General features: G+C 68.1%; 13 protein-coding genes. 8 read left to right on the forward strand and 5 right to left on the reverse strand.

The genetic code is table 11. The annotated features are described in order from the left end of the window. The first annotated feature begins 1 nt into the window (after position 1). The 6 genes from VMT65_RS23990 (at position 2) to VMT65_RS24015 (ending at position 5561) form a co-directional block, all read left to right on the forward strand. Positions 2 to 1036 (forward strand): TIGR03842 family LLM class F420-dependent oxidoreductase, encoded by a 1035-nt coding sequence (locus VMT65_RS23990; protein WP_326310641.1) that lies wholly within the window; start codon positions 2 to 4, stop codon positions 1034 to 1036. Next, entirely contained in the window at positions 1033 to 1986 is a 954-nt protein-coding gene (locus VMT65_RS23995; protein ID WP_326310642.1) for an ABC transporter permease, read from the forward strand. The genes VMT65_RS23990 and VMT65_RS23995 overlap by 4 nt, the downstream gene beginning before the upstream one ends. 79 nt (positions 1987 to 2065) lie before the next feature. Then, positions 2066 to 2920: an ABC transporter ATP-binding protein gene (locus VMT65_RS24000; protein WP_326310643.1), complete on the forward strand. Its 855-nt coding sequence runs from the start codon at positions 2066 to 2068 to the stop codon at positions 2918 to 2920. After that, entirely contained in the window at positions 2917 to 3690 is a 774-nt protein-coding gene (locus tag VMT65_RS24005) for an ABC transporter permease (protein ID WP_326310644.1), read from the forward strand. The genes VMT65_RS24000 and VMT65_RS24005 overlap by 4 nt, the downstream gene beginning before the upstream one ends. Next, on the forward strand, positions 3687 to 4829 hold the full coding sequence (locus VMT65_RS24010) for an ABC transporter substrate-binding protein (protein ID WP_326310645.1): 1143 nt from the start codon (positions 3687 to 3689) through the stop codon (positions 4827 to 4829). The genes VMT65_RS24005 and VMT65_RS24010 overlap by 4 nt, the downstream gene beginning before the upstream one ends. 51 nt (positions 4830 to 4880) lie before the next feature. Further along, complete coding sequence (locus VMT65_RS24015) at positions 4881 to 5561, forward strand: TIGR00266 family protein (RefSeq protein ID WP_326310646.1); 681 nt, start codon at positions 4881 to 4883, stop codon at positions 5559 to 5561. Between the two features lie 347 nt (positions 5562 to 5908). Here the strand turns inward: VMT65_RS24015 and VMT65_RS24020 are convergent, their stop codons facing one another. Beyond that, the gene (locus VMT65_RS24020) at positions 5909 to 6427 is read right to left on the reverse strand and encodes an NUDIX hydrolase (protein WP_326310647.1); all 519 of its coding nucleotides are present in this window, start codon (positions 6425 to 6427) and stop codon (positions 5909 to 5911) included. 131 nt (positions 6428 to 6558) lie between these two features. Between VMT65_RS24020 and VMT65_RS24025 the strand changes: the two genes are divergently transcribed. Then, positions 6559 to 6939, forward strand: coding sequence for a nitroreductase family deazaflavin-dependent oxidoreductase (locus VMT65_RS24025; RefSeq protein WP_326310648.1), 381 nt, complete (start codon positions 6559 to 6561; stop codon positions 6937 to 6939). Positions 6940 to 6948: 9 nt separating this feature from the next. Here VMT65_RS24025 and VMT65_RS24030 read toward each other — a convergent pair whose 3' ends face one another. Next, the gene (locus VMT65_RS24030) at positions 6949 to 7452 is read right to left on the reverse strand and encodes a nitroreductase/quinone reductase family protein (RefSeq protein WP_326310649.1); all 504 of its coding nucleotides are present in this window, start codon (positions 7450 to 7452) and stop codon (positions 6949 to 6951) included. A 166-nt stretch (positions 7453 to 7618) separates the two neighbouring features. On the opposite strand from VMT65_RS24030, the gene VMT65_RS24035 reads away from it, so the two are divergent. Continuing rightward, positions 7619 to 9172 carry a glycosyltransferase family 39 protein gene (locus VMT65_RS24035; RefSeq protein WP_326310650.1) on the forward strand — a complete coding sequence of 518 codons (1554 nt, stop codon included), beginning with the start codon at positions 7619 to 7621 and terminating at the stop codon, positions 9170 to 9172. 23 nt (positions 9173 to 9195) lie between these two features. Here VMT65_RS24035 and VMT65_RS24040 read toward each other — a convergent pair whose 3' ends face one another. From VMT65_RS24040 to VMT65_RS24050, 3 genes are all read right to left on the reverse strand, one after another. Then, on the reverse strand, positions 9196 to 11256 hold the full coding sequence (locus VMT65_RS24040; protein WP_326310651.1) for a CocE/NonD family hydrolase: 2061 nt from the start codon (positions 11254 to 11256) through the stop codon (positions 9196 to 9198). 166 nt (positions 11257 to 11422) lie between these two features. After that, complete coding sequence (locus VMT65_RS24045) at positions 11423 to 12652, reverse strand: PucR family transcriptional regulator (protein ID WP_326310652.1); 1230 nt, start codon at positions 12650 to 12652, stop codon at positions 11423 to 11425. 11 nt (positions 12653 to 12663) lie between these two features. Then, positions 12664 to 14427: an AMP-dependent synthetase/ligase gene (locus VMT65_RS24050; RefSeq protein WP_326311181.1), complete on the reverse strand. Its 1764-nt coding sequence runs from the start codon at positions 14425 to 14427 to the stop codon at positions 12664 to 12666. Positions 14428 to 14739: the final 312 nt, after the last annotated feature.

The following is a 14739-nucleotide window of genomic DNA, read 5'->3' on the forward strand; positions in this document are numbered from 1 at the left end:
CATGGATATCGGTGTGGTGCTGCAGTGCACGCCGCCCGCGTCACGGGTGGTGGAGCTGGCGAGAATCGCCGAGACGCACGGGTTCTCGCACGTGTGGACCTTCGATTCGCACCTGCTGTGGCAGGAGCCGTACGTCATCTACAGCCAGATCCTCGCGGCCACCCGCAAGGTGGTGGTGGGGCCGATGGTGACCAATCCGTCCACCCGGGATTGGACGGTCACCGCCTCCACCTTCGCGACGCTCAACGACATGTTCGGCAATCGCACGATCTGCGGGATCGGGCGGGGTGATTCGGCGGTTCGGACCTTGGGCGGGCGGCCCGCGACGCTCGCGACGCTGCGCGAATCCATCAGGGTCATCCAGGAATTGGGCAATGGCCGCAGCGCCAAGGTCGGCGACACCACCATCCGATTCCCGTGGGCGCAGCACTCCCGGCTGCCGGTGTGGGTGGCCGGATACGGCCCGCGCGCACTGGATCTCACCGGTGAGGTGGCCGACGGGTTCATCCTCCAACTCGCCGATCCCGACATCACCGCCTGGACGATCGCTCGCGTGCGCGCCGCGGCCGAGCGCGCGGGTCGCGATCCGAAGGAGGTGACCATCTGTGTGGCCGCCCCCGCCTACATCACCGACGGCACCATCGGCGCGCTGAAACACGCACGCGAGCAATGCCGTTGGTTCGGCGGCATGGTCGGCAACCACGTGGCCGACATCGTGTCCCGCTACGGCGCGGACTCCGAGGTCCCCACCGCGCTCACCGACTACATCGCCGGCCGCCGCGGCTACGACTACAACGAGCACGGCCGCGCCGGAAACACCCACGCCGAGTTCGTCCCCGACGAGATCGTGGACCGCTTCTGCGTGCTCGGCACCCCCGACGAACACCTCACCCGCCTGCGCGAACTGAAGGCCATGGGCGTCGACCAGTTCGCCGTCTACCTGCAGCACGACGCCAAGACCGCGACCCTCGAGGCCTACGGCGAATCCGTCCTGCCCCGCCTGGCCGACCCGATCGAAGCGACGGTGAGCGGATGACGACCCCGACGGTGGTGCGGACCGCCGATGCCGTCGAATTGGCGGGCGCGCCACCCGTGCCCGCCCGCACGCGACGCGGTGCGGGCGGCGGCTGGCGGTTGCTGTATCCGGTCGCCGCGTTCGCGCTGGTGATCGCGGTCTGGGAACTGGTGAAGGCGCTCGTGCCCGCCAATGGCGTGAGCGTCGGGGGTCAGCGGGTGCTCCCGCGCACCACCGACGCCGCGCTGCCGCACTCCTGGGCGGTGCTGACGGTGCTGGGTGAGCGGGACGGGAAGACCACGGTCGGCGCGACCCTGCTGCGCACAGCCGGTTTCACCTTGGAACTCGCGCTGCTGGCCCTCGGGTTGGGCACGCTGGTCGGCATCGCGTTGGCCGTGCTCATGCAGCGGTTCTCGTTCGTGGAGCGGGGGCTGCTGCCGTATGTGATCGTCTCCCAGACCGTTCCGCTGATCGCGCTGGCGCCGCTGGTCGCGGGGTGGGGCGGAAAGATCAATATCGCGGGGCAGCCCTGGCAGCCGTGGATGAGCATCGTGGTGATCGCCTCATACCTGGTGTTCTTCCCGGTCGCCATCGGCACCCTGCGCGGATTGCAGTCTCCGGCAAAGGCTTCGGTCGAACTGCTGCACAGTTGCGCGGCCGGCTGGTGGGCCACACTGCTGCACCTGCGGCTGCCCGCGGCCGTGCCGCACATCCTGCCCGCGCTGCGCCTCGGGGCCGCCGCGTCGGTGATCGGCAGCGTCGTCGCCGAGATCTCGACCGGCACCGCGGGCGGGATCGGGCGGCAGATCATCGTGTTCTCCCAACAGTCCACCGGCAATGCCGCCCGGCTCTACGCGGCGGTCATCGCCGCCGCGCTGCTGGGCGTGGTGCTGACCGGGCTGGTCGCCGCGCTCGAAGGGCTGCTGCGCCGCTATGCCCGCCCGGGCCACACCTCGGGAGCACGGCGTTGATTCGAGCTCTACCCATCCCTGCCAATGCCGAACGGGCCACGCGCCCAAGCGATATCGGCTGTTCGTCCGGAGGTACCCCGTGACCGTGGAGGCATCCGCGTCCCTATCGAAACCCGCCACCGACGCCGTGCCCGCCATCGAGTTGCGGGCGGTCGGCAAGATCTTCGGGGCGGGAGCAGTGACCGCCCTGCAAGACATCGACCTGACCGTCGCCGCGGGCGAATTCGTCTCACTGATCGGCCCCTCCGGGTGCGGCAAGTCCACCCTGCTGCGCATTGTCGCCGACCTCGAAGAACCCAGTTCGGGAACCGTTGTGGTGCACGGGAAGACGGCGCGCAAGGCGCGGCTCGATCAGGACTACGGGATCGCGTTCCAGCAGGCCGGACTCCTCGACTGGCGGACCGTGCAGGAGAATGTCGAGCTGCCGTTGCAGCTGCACGGCGTCGGAAAGCAGGAAAGGCGTTCTCGCAGCGCCGAATTGCTGGAGATCACCGGCCTGACCGAGTTCGCCCGCCGCTTTCCGGCCGAACTGTCCGGCGGCATGCAGCAGCGCGTCGCCATCGCGCGGGCCCTGGCCCGCAAGCCGCCCCTGCTGCTGATGGACGAGCCCTTCGGCGCGCTCGACGAGATGACCCGGGAGCGGATGCAGGGCGAGCTGCTGCGGATCGCCGAAGAGACCGGGGCCGCGGTGCTTTTCGTGACGCACTCGATTCCCGAGGCCGTCTTCCTGTCCGACCGCGTCGTGGTCATGTCACCGCGACCGGGCCGGATCACCGACATCCTGTCCACCGGCGGCTGGGACCGCGACAGCGAGGAGGATGTGCGGTCGGGCGAGGAGTTCTTCTCCGCCGTGGCCGCCGTCCGTGCCGCCTTGCATGAGGGGCACGGGGGTACGGGCACGCCGAAAAGCACCGCGGGACGGGACATCCGATGACCCACGTCCTCAGAACCTGGCTGCCGCCGGTGCTTTTCGGCGTTGCCCTGCTCGTCCTGTGGCAGGTGCTGACCGTCGCGGCGGGGGTGCCCACCTTCCTGCTGCCCTCACCCAGCGCCATCGGAAAGGCCTTCGGGGACAACCATCACGCGATCCTCGAAGCCGCCGTCGCCACCGGCAAGAACGCCCTCGTCGGCCTGCTCGCGGGCGCGGTGCTCGGTATCGCCGCCGCCATTGTCGCGGTCCGATTCCAGGTCGTGAACGGCATTCTCGGCGCACTGGCCGCCGGTGCCGCCGCCGTCCCGATCGTGGCCCTGGCCCCGCTGCTGAACTCCATGTACTCCACCACCACCGACCTACCCCGCCGCCTGGTCGCCACCATCGTGGTCTTCTTCCCCGTCTTCGTCAGCACCGCACGGGGATTGCGGCAGGTCCCGCGCGTGCAGGCCGACCTGATGCACGCCTACGCGGCCACCGGCTGGCAGATCACCCGCACCGTGCGCCTGCCCGCCGCGCTGCCGTACCTGTTCACCGGCCTTCGCATCGCCGCACCCGGCGCGGTGATCGCGGCCATCATCGCCGAATACTTCGGCGGCCTCCAACACGGTCTGGGCAGCCGCATCACCTCCGCCGCCGCCAATACCGCCTACCCGCGCGCCTGGGCCTACGTCCTGGCCGCCATGCTCCTCGGCCTGGTGTTCCTGGCCGCCGTGCTGCTGCTCGAGCAGCTCACCCGCAGACCCCGCACCATCCTTGGGAGATCGAAATGAGAAGTACCGCACGCAGATTCCGGATCCGGGCCGTATTGGCCGCCGCCACCCTGGCGGTGGCGGCACTGTCCGGATGCAGCACCACCGACAATTCCACCACCTCCGACGGACTCACCAAGGTCAAGCTGCAGTTGCAGTGGTTCAAGCAGGGCCAGTTCGCGGGCTACCTGGCCGCCGTCTCGCAGGGCTTCTACAAGGAGCAAGGCCTCGACGTCCAAATCCTCGACGGCGGAACCGATATCGTCCCCCAGACCGTCCTGGCCCAAGGGCAGGCCGACTACGCCATCGCGTGGGTACCCAAGGCCCTCGCGTCGCGGGAGGCCGGTGCGGGCATCACCGATGTCGCGCAGATCTTCCAGCGCTCCGGCACCAAACAGGTGTCGTTCAAGAGCGCGGGCATCTCCGGCCCGGCCGACCTGAAGGGCAAGAAGGTCGGAAACTGGGGCTACGGCAATGAATTCGAGCTCTTCGCGGGCATGACCAAGGCGGGCCTGGACCCGTCCAAGGACGTCACCCTCGTGCAGCAGCAGTTCGACATGAACGCCTTCCTCGCCCACGACATCGACGCCGCGCAGGCCATGTCCTACAACGAGTACGCCCAGCTGCTTGAGGTGAAGAACCCGGCCACCGGAAAGCTCTACACCGCGGACGATTTCGCCACCATCGACTGGAACGACCAGGGCGTGGCCATGCTCCAGGACGCCATCTGGGCCAATACCGAGAAGCTGAAGGACAGCAAATACGCCGACCAGACGGTGAAGTTCATCGCCGCCTCGCTGAAGGGCTGGGCCTACTGCCGCGACAATGTCGAGAAGTGCCGCGACCTCACCGTCGCCGCCGGATCGACCCTCGGCGCGAGCCACCAGCAGTGGCAGATCACCGAGGTCAACAAGCTGATCTGGCCGTCCCCCAACGGAATCGGGATGATCGACAAGACCGCCTGGGACCGCACCGTCGCCATCGCCAAGACCACCCGCAACCAGGAGGGCAAGACCGTCCTCACCAAGGACCCCGACACCTCGGCCTACACCGTCGAATACGTCACCAAGGCCCTGGATCTGCTGAAGAGCCAAGGCGTCGATGTCACCGGAACCTCTTACACCGCACAGCCGGTCACCCTCACTGAGGGCGGCAAATAACGCGATCGTGAGGTTCGCCCCCGCGCCGGTCCGCGCTGTTAATCTCGCGGCATGAAGGTGGAGTTGCGGCACAATCCGTCGTCGACCATTGCCCGATGCTTCCTGGCCGGGGGCGAACCCATGCGCGTCGAGACCGGGGCCATGGTCGCCCATTCGGCGGGAGTCGCCTTGGCCGCCAAGGCCGAAGGCGGCATCCTGGCCGGGCTCAAGCGGTCGGTGCTGGCGGGGGAGTCGTTCTTCGTGTCGACGTTCACCGCGCCGCCGGAGGGCGGCTGGGTGGACGTGGCCCCGGCACTGCCCGGCGACATGCTCGCCCTACCGATCACCCCCGAGCGTCCCTTCTTCATCAGCCGCGGCGGGTGGATCGCCAACTCGCACGGGGTCACCGTGGAGGCGAAATGGGGTGGGCTGGCCAATCTGTTCGGCGGCGAGGGCGGTTTCGGGCTGCGCGCGCACGGGCAGGGCGAGGTGGTGCTCGGGGTGTTCGGGGCCATCGATGTCATCGATTTGGGCCCCGGCGAACAGGTCACGATAGACACCGGGCACGTGGTCGCCTACGACCTGGCCATGAACTTCCTCATTCGCCGCGCGGTGTCGGGCCGCTCGCTGCAATCGCTCAAATCCGGCGAGGGGCTGGTCTTCGATTTCACCGGACCGGGACGGGTTCTGCTGCAGACCCGCAACCCGGGAGCCTTCGCCGCATGGGCTGGGTCGAGCGCGTCATCCGGATAAGCGTGTGATGTAAGTCACATATTTATCGAAACGATATAAACCCTGGTGAAACCCGTTCTACCGTGGAGCTCCGGTTGGGTCGGGGAAAAGTTTCCAGCGGAAACAGCTTCCCCTCGAATGTGAACCGTGCATGATTCACATGCCCGACATGTCGTTTGTATAGATGAGGAGTAGCACGTGGGAACTGGATCCGCTTCCGATTTCCTGGCCCAGGTCTTGATCAAGACCATCCAGGGACTGTTCTCGGGCAGTGGCACCCCCGGTTCGACCGGCAACTGAGCCACCGAGCTACGACAGCCCATCGAGCCGCGCGGGATTCGATGGGCTGTCGCTGTGTCCGGGGCCGATTACCGCAGGAGATCCGGAATGAGGCTGCGGGTGTCGGGGACGAACGGCCAGGTCGGGTCCGCGAGGTGTGAGCGCAATTCGGCGTCGGTCCACCACCATCCGTCCACGATCTCCTCCGGCTGATGCCGGATCGGGCCGTCGTAGCGCAGTTCGTAGGCGAACAGATGGCAGCGCATCGGCCGCCCGGCCCACTCGCCGTCCCAGGACGCGCTGACCAGCGGCACGGGACGCTCGTCGCCCGGCCCCAACTCGATACCGAGCTCCTCGCCCAGTTCTCGAACCGCCGCCTCGGCCGGATCCTCACCCGGGCCCAGCACCCCGCCCGCCAGGCAGTCGTGCATACCGGCGAAGACGGCCTTGGTGTCGGTTCGCTTGTGCACATACACCTTCGAACCATCGCGCGAACGCACCAGCACGCCCGCGCTGGCATGCCAGATCCCCTCGGCGTACACCACCGCGCGCTCCTGCGCGCCGATCTCGCGACCGGCGGCGTCGTAGACCGCGATCATCTCCGGCATGGGCCGGGTTCTCCTTCCCGTCGCGCCGCGTCACCCGGCGTCCTCGACGCCACCCTAGCGATGCCGAGCGCGGACGGTCGGGGCGGCGTAGCGTCAGGGACGCAACCGTTTTCGTCAGGGAGGACGAGACCATGCCGCTGCCCCAGGCCCTCGCGCGGATCAATCGGAAGGTGAGCAACCCGGTGCTGGGCGTGATGGCCCGGGTCGCGCCGTTCTTCGGGATCGTGATTCACAAGGGCCGCAAGTCCGGGCGGGTGTATCGGTCCCCGGTCATGGTCTTCGAGCGCGACGGCGGCTATCGCATCGCGCTGACCTACGGGCGGGATGTGGACTGGCTCGAGAACATTCGGGCGGCGGGGACCTTCGAATTCGAGACCCGCGGGCACACGGTGACGCTGGCCGATCCGGTGGTCGGGCACGACGCGTCGGCCTCGTGGGCCCCGCCGCTGGTGCGGCAGGTGCTGGTGGGCCTGAACGCCGAGGACTACGTCCAGGCCCGCCGCGTCGACTGAAGCGCCGGGCTAGTGCACCGTGAGCCGGATGATCACGGTGCCTTTCTGCCAGCTCTGGTAGGCGTCGGCCTTGTTCGGGTTGCCCTGGGCATCCAAGCCGACGCCGTTGAACTTGGCCCACTGCTTGTTGTCGCGCGCGATGACCTCCGAGAGCCGCACCACCGATTCGGCGTCGGTGAGCACCTCGGCGTCGGCGGTTCGCTTCGGGCCGCCGAAGGACACCGCGAGCGGGGTGCCCTTGCGAATATTGTTCACCCACGCCCACTTGCCGGTGCCGATGAGGATGTCGCCGTCGTGGCGGGTATAGGCGACCGGTATGTCGTACACCTTGCCGGATTTGCGGCCGACCACGTGCAGCACGCACAGCCGCTTGCCGACCTGCGGGCCCAGGAAGGGCACCTTGAGCAGGGTTCGCATCACGGTATTGAGCTGCTTCTGATACGAGCGGAGTGGCTCCGGACCGCTCGTGGTCGGGGTGCCGTAGGGATTGGTCTCCGGTGTTTGCTCGGTCATGCCGGGCCTCCTTCGCTGAAACGCGTTGCGCGGCAGTCACACCGGCATCGAGTATAGGCCGAGGGGACCGGCGGCAAGGGCGGTCCGCGCCATATCGCCGGTTTGCCGAAAAGAAGCTGTAGATTCCCTTTTGTCCGGAGCGTGTCCCGCCGAGCAGGAGTGCGCAGTGACCGATGTGGTGGATCGCCCGGCCCCGCGGCCCGGTTCGGGGCGGCATGCCAAGGTCGAGGATCGCCCGCCCATGGCGTGGTGGACGGTGGCGGCGGTCGCGGTGCCCGCGGCGGTGGTACTGGTGCTGTCGGCCTCGCGCTACGGATATTTCGGCGACGAGCTGTACTTCCTGGCCGCCGGGCGGCGACCCTCGTTCGGGTACGCCGACCAGGGGCCGGTGCTGCCGCTGCTGGCCCGGTCGATGGACACCCTCGCACCCGGATCGTTCCTGGTGCTGCGGCTGCCGTCGGTCGCGTTGACGGTGACCGCGATCGTGCTGTGCGCCATGCTCGCCCGCGAATTCGAGGGTGGGCGCTGGGCGCAACTGCTGGCCGCCCTCGGGTACGCGAGCTCACCGTTCCTGCTGCTGCAGGGCACCATGCTCACCACCAATGCGGTCGACACCGCGCTGTGGGTGATCATCACCTGGCTGATCGTGCGCTGGGTGCGCACCCGCGACGACCGGCTGCTGCTGGCCGCGGCGCTGGTGACCGCGGTGGACATGCAGGTGAAGTGGCTGATCCCGTTCTTCTGGATCGCGGTCGCGGCGAGCGGTCTGCTGTGCGGGCCGCGCGAGCTGGTGCGGCGGCCGTTGCTGTGGGTCGGCGGCGCGATCGTGGTGGTGGCGACCATTCCGGAATTGCTCTGGCAGGCGCGGCATGCGTGGCCGCAATTGAAGATGGGCGGGGTGATCGGGGCCGAGCAGGGGATTCTGGGCGGACGGCTGCTGTTCGTGCCGATGTCGGTGAGCCTGGCCGGGTATCTGGGGGCCCTGCTGCTGTTGTGGGGGCTGTGGGTGCTGCTGCGGTGGGAATCGTTGCGGCCGTATCGATTTCTCGGGGTGACGCTGCTGCTGTTGTTCGCGGCGTTCCTGCTGACCGGCGGCCGGATCTACTACGCGGCGGGCATGTACGCGGTCATGATCGCGGCGGGCGCGGTGGGTGTGGTCGGGACGGCCGAGCGCGTGCAGCCGCTGTGGCGGCGGGTGCTCGTCGCCTTCGTCGCGGTATTGGCCTCGGTCGCAACGGCTTTCACCCTGTACTCGACGCCGTGGCGGCCCGCCGACCAGGTGCGCCCGCCCAAGGACGACGCCGAGGCGGCCATCAATATCGGCGTCTACGGGTCCTTCGGCTGGCACGAGCTCACCGACGAGGTGATTCGCGTCTACCGTGCCCTGCCGCCGCAGGAGGCGGCGCACCCCGTCATCATCACCGACACCTATTGGCAGGCAAGCGCTCTCGACGAACTCGGTCGCAAGGAGCTGCCGCCGATCTACAGTCCCAGCCGCGGCTTCGGCTACTTCGGCACCCCGCCCGACAATGCCAGCGCGGTCATCGCGGTCGGCGGCTACGAGGCGGTGTTGCGCAGCCAGTTCGAGCATGTGGAACCGGTCGGCAAGGTCAACACCCGGCTCGGGTTCAAGGGTAATACCCAGGACGTCACCATCTGGGTGTGCACGGGTGAGAAGAAGCCGTGGGCGCGGGTGTGGCCGAACTGGATGCACCTGTAGCGCAACCGGTTCGGCCGACCCACTCAGTGCGTGAACGAGCCCGCCGGTGCGAGCGGCACGACCAATGCCGACGGGTAGAGCGAGTTCCGCTGGATCTGCTGCGAGGTGCCCAGCAGGCGGCCCAGATCGGCGGGGTTGGGGATGGTCGAGGGGAAGGTGCCCGAGGTGATGCGCAGGCGCAGGGCGTGGCCCGGTTCGAGGCGGTGGAAGGCGGGGCGGATCTTGATGTCCATCTTCACCACGTCACCGGGGGCCAGCAGTTGCTCGTTCTCCTTCAGGACCGTGTGTTCGGGCGCGTAGACGGTGCCGTCGGCATCGCTCCAGGTCTTGGCCGGATCCAGGGTGCGTTGACTCGCCAATTGCGAACCGCCCGTAATGTTCACGGCCGTGCCGTCGGGCGCGACATCGTCGAGCCACACCTGGAAGGCGGCGTCGGTGCCCGTCGAATTGGCGTACAGGGTGACACTCGACGGACCGGCCAGCATGGTCGGCTCGGTGACCGGGTCCATGGTGTAGCGCAGGCCCGCCGTCGGACCCTGCACCCACTCGGTGCACGGGTTGGAGACGGTGAAGACGCGGAACACGAAATCGAACAGGCCCGCCGCGTACTGGCCCAGCGACTCGCGGTTGCAGATGGTGTCGATGCCGGTGTAGTCCAAGTGATCCGAGGCGTCGGTGGACCCGGGCTTGTCGGCGACGAGCCGGTCGCCGTCGAAGTAGCGCTGCTGGATGGCGGCCTGCTCGAACGGGTAGCGGGCGGTGTCGGCGGCATTGTTGTTGGTGTCGATCACGTGCAGCGGGTTGGCGGTCTCGTCCACGCCGTTGTGAATGTCCTTGAGCCACCGGTCGAACCAGGCCAGGGTGATCAGATCGGTGTCCATGCGCGAGCCGGGTCCCAGGCCCAGACCGACGTGATACCAAGGGCCCATGAGCAATTGGTAGCGGCCGTCGGCCTTCTGATCCGCGGCCATGGGTGCGAACTGGTCGCGTCCGGCCGAAAGGTTCTGCAGCTGCGCGTAATTGCGTACCGCGCCCTCCTGGTACAGGTCCCACCAGCCGTCGACCTGGTACATGGCGATGCCCTTGTCCACCAGGTTGTGCAGATCGGTCTCGAAACGCCGGTCCTGCCACCAGGAGTTGTCGTAGGCGGTGGCGCCGCCGGTGTAGGCGTCGAACAGCAGCTTCACGGTGCTGGTATCCGGGCCGACCACCGCGGCCAGGTGATCGGCGAGGGACTTCAGGAACTGCTGCGGCGAGACGACCGCGCTCACGAACGGCCCGATCAGGCTCAGATACGGGACCATCAGCGAGATGACCGTGAGCAGCAGCGGGCTCATCATGCCGTCGTGATTGAGCACCTCGTCGAAGATATTGTTCGGCACCGCGAACGGGACGATCGCCTTCAACGGCGAATCGGGGCCGACGGTTTCGGCGGTCCGCATGGCCGACAGGCCCGGGAACGAATAGCCGTACATGCCGACCTTGCCATTGGAGCCGGGCAGTTTCGCCGCCCAGTCCACCAACTCCGCGCCGTCCCTACCGTCCTGCTTGGACGCCGGACTCCACGCCCCGGTCGAACCGCCGGTGCCGCGCACATCCGCGGTCACCTCGATATAGCCGTGCCGCACCAGCATGTCCTGCATGGAGGTGGCCTGGTTGATGATGCGGCGGGCGTCCTTCAGCTGATCGGGCAGCTGAATGTGCAGTTCGTCGATGACGCTGGTGATCGCGGCGGTCAACGCGCTCGTGACCGCGCCGTAGGTGGTGAAGTTGACGATCACCGGGAAATCACCCGCGGCACGCTGCCCGGTCGCCGGATCGGTGGGATAGCGCAGCTCGGCCTGCAATTGCGTGCCGTCGGACATCGGAACAATCTGCCCCAGTTGATATCCCACGCCGTACTTCTCCGGGGTCGGCTGATAGTCCGACGGGAGACCGAAATTCGCGGGCGCGTTCGGCACCGGCCCCCACACGGGCGCGGCCCCGGCGGGCGTGGTGGCGGTGACGGTCATGGCCAGGACCGAGAAACCGGCCACGGCCCAGGGCGCGAGACGGCAGCGGCGCGGCCGGATGAAGCTACTCAACGATCTACCTCTGCGGATGTAGGGAGGCCGTGTGCCGAATCGCATGACCTCGTCGTCGGGTTTGAGCACACCGCACAGCGCCGCCGCGTCGCTACCGGCAATAGCCAAGACTGTGCGACGGCCCATTGTGCATATGACCAAACCGATGGGTGGCGCGCGACGCGAATTACGGTGCGAACGAGGCGGATTCCAGGCGGCGGGCAATGCGGGCGGCGGACAGGGTCATGGCATCGGTCGGGCGGTGCGGATCCAGACCGGTCAGCTCGTGCACCCGGGCCAACCGGTAGGTGACCGTATTGCGGTGGATATTGAGCAGGCGCGCGGTGGCCAGCTGGTTGAATCCGGTGTCCACGAAGACCTCGAGCGTCTCGGCCAGCAGCGGCTGCGAATCCAGCGGTGCGAGCACCGCCGCCAGACCGATGCGCGCGGGACCGCCCGCGGCCACGGTGTATTCGAACATGAGGTCCGGACGACGGCACACCGGCTGCGGGCGATCCAGGCAGCGACCCAGCTCGGCGAGCACGCGGGCCTCCGCGAAGATCGCGGGCACCTCGGCGCGGGCGGTGGCCACGGCGACCCCGACCCAGAACGGTGCGGGCGGACCGGTTTTCGGAAGCGGGGCCTCGCCCGGTTGTGCAGCCTGCCCAAGGGCGGGCCGGGTGCCGTGCACCGGGAGCCGACCCGAGAGCGCGGCCACGGTCGCCGTGCCATCGTCGCCGGGGTGCAGCGGGAGCAGCGCGGTCCAGCCGCCGCTGTCCAGCCGCAGGAACACGCCGGGGATGGCCTCGACACGATGCCGCAATTCGCTGGTGTCCACGCTCTTGGCCGCGCCGAGCCGGAACACGGCCACCAGGAACGCGTCCGGCACCGCGATGGCCGGTTCCTCCGCCCACTCGATGGGATCGCGACCGGTCAGCAGGGCATCGGCAATGGCTCGGCGACGTTCCAGCAACTCCCAGCGCGGATCGTGCGCCCGCTGCACGCACGCGGTGGCGATGCGGGTGGTCATCAGGGTGACGTACTGCAGCAGCGACACCGCCGCGTCATTGAGCAGCTCGCGTTCGGGCCCGGTGGCCGTCGCCTTGAGCTGGGACCAGATGTACTCCGCGCCCACGCTGTAGCGGCTCAGGACATCCTCGAGGGTCTCACCGTCGCGCACCCGGCTCAACGCGATCTGCACCAGCTCGTGGGTGTCCTCCGGGGAGGGCGCGCGACCGGTGCGAATGTAGTCGAAGAACAGGTCCACATTCAGCTTGGTGCCGCGCTCGAAACCGCTGGTGACCAGCGGTTCCGGCAGGGTGCGGTAGGGGCCGACGGCCTCGGGGACGGCCTCGCGCGCCACGACCGCGCGCCGGTACAGCTCCTCGAGCGCTCGGTCCCGCAATCGCGCGTGCATCAACTCTCCTACTACCCGTACAGCGCTTCGATAGTAGCGGCGTAGTTGATAGCTATTGGTTTGCGCCTGAGTTTGCCGGTCGCCGTGAGGTTATCGCTGCCCGGTGCCCACACCTCCGGCAGCACCGCGAACTTCTTGATCTGCTCGACGCGTGAGAGCTTGGCGTTCGCGGCATCGATGCCCTCTTGCAGGGCCTTCAGCACCGTCGGGTCCTGAGCCAGGGCCGCCAGGCTCCGGTCGGTTAGCTGGTGGCGCTCGGCGAAGGCGGCGGCCAGATCGGGGTCCAGGCAGATGAGCGCGGTGTTGTAGGCGCGGCCCTCACCGATGGCGACCACCGTGCCCGCCAGCGGGGTGTTCTCGGTGATCGTGTTCTCGATATTGGTCGGCGACATGTTCTTGCCCGCCGCGTTGATGATGAGTTCCTTCTTGCGGTCGACGATCTTCAGGAACCCCTCGGCGTCGAGTTCGCCGATATCGCCGGTGTGCAGCCAGCCGTCCGCGTCGAGGGTCTCGGCGGTCTTGTCCGGGGCGTTGCGATAGCCGCGCATGACCATCTTGCCGCGCACCAGGACCTCGCCGTCGTCGGCGATGCGGACCTCCGCGCCGGGCAGCGGGCGGCCGACCGTGCCGATCTTGATGCGGTCGGGACGGTCGACGGTCGCGCCCGCGGTGCATTCGGTCATGCCGTAGCCCTCGCACAGCGGCAGGCCCAGGCCGAGGAAGAACTCGTGGGTGTCCTTCGGGATGGGCGCGGAACCGGTGACGGCGATGCGGATGCGATCCATGCCCAGCTGGGTGCGAATGGTGTTGAGCACCAGGCGATCCGCCAGCCGGAACTGGAGCGTGTCGAGCAGGCTCTGGGAGCGGCCGTCCGAGGCCGCGCGCGCCCGCTTGCGGCCGGTCTCGATGGCCCAGGCGATGAGCGCCCGCTTGACCGGGCTGGACTCGGCGGCGAACCGTTCCTCCAGGGCCGCTTTGACTTTCACCCACACCCGGGGCACGCCCAGGAACACCGTCGGATGCACCTCGGTCAACGCGGAGGCCACCTGCTTGAGATCCGGGCAGGTGGTGATCTGGCCGCCGGTCAGCATGGACAGGTAGTGCGCGAACCAGCGGTTGGCGGCGTGCGCGTCGGGCAGGTAGGAGACCACCTTGTCGGCGGGGGAGCCGCCGCCGAATTCGTCCACCACGCGGGCGTTCTCGAGGAAATTGGTGTGGGTGAGCTCCACGCCCTTGGGCGGGCCGGTGGTGCCGGAGGTGTAGACGATGGTCAGCAGATCCTCGGGATCCACGGTGCGCCAGGCGGATTCGAAGTCGAAGGCATCGTTCTCGGTCGCCTCGATCTCGTCGAGCGTGACGCACCCCTCGAGCGCCCCGTCCACGCAGATCACCTGCTCGACCGTGATGCCCTGCGCGGCGGCCTTCGCGACCGCCTCGAGCACCTGCGGCGCGAACTGCTTCTCGCAGATGACCGCCTTGTTGCCCGCATTGCCGAACTGGTAGACGAGCAGGTCCACCGGGTTGGTGTTGTACACCGAGAACGGGGTCGCGCCGGTGTGCAGAATCGCGGTGTCGCACAGGTGGAATTCCGGCCGGTTGGTCATCATCAAGGCCACGGTGTCGCCGCGTCCGATGCCGCGCGCCGCCAGCCCGGCCGCGATGGCGCGCACCCGATCCCCGTACTCGCGCCACGTGATGGCGACCTCGCCGCCGAGCGTGCGCAGCGCGACCTCCCCCGGATAGCGGGCCACATTGGCCTGGAACGCCTCGACCATCGTGCGCGGGGCCGTTCCCGCAGCCGGTGTAGAACTCACGAGACCCAGCACACCGCACAAAGGACGGCCGGGGCCATTGGCAATGACGAAGATCTGGGACGGCTGATTTGTGCACAGTGACAAAGGTGGGGGAGTTGGTCGGTCGTGTTCGGGCTCGTGGGCCACTGGGAGATCATCCGGGTCAACGGAATTTAACGAATGATCTTGGTGGGCAAGCTGATTCGGGTCCGTGAGTTATGCGCGCGACGTATCGTGTTAGCACGAACAGGACCGCCGGACCCCGACCGGGCCGTCCGATCGGGTAGGCGTGAA

It is taken from the genome of Nocardia sp. CDC153, from assembly GCF_035818515.1.
GTDB lineage: Bacteria > Actinomycetota > Actinomycetes > Mycobacteriales > Mycobacteriaceae > Nocardia.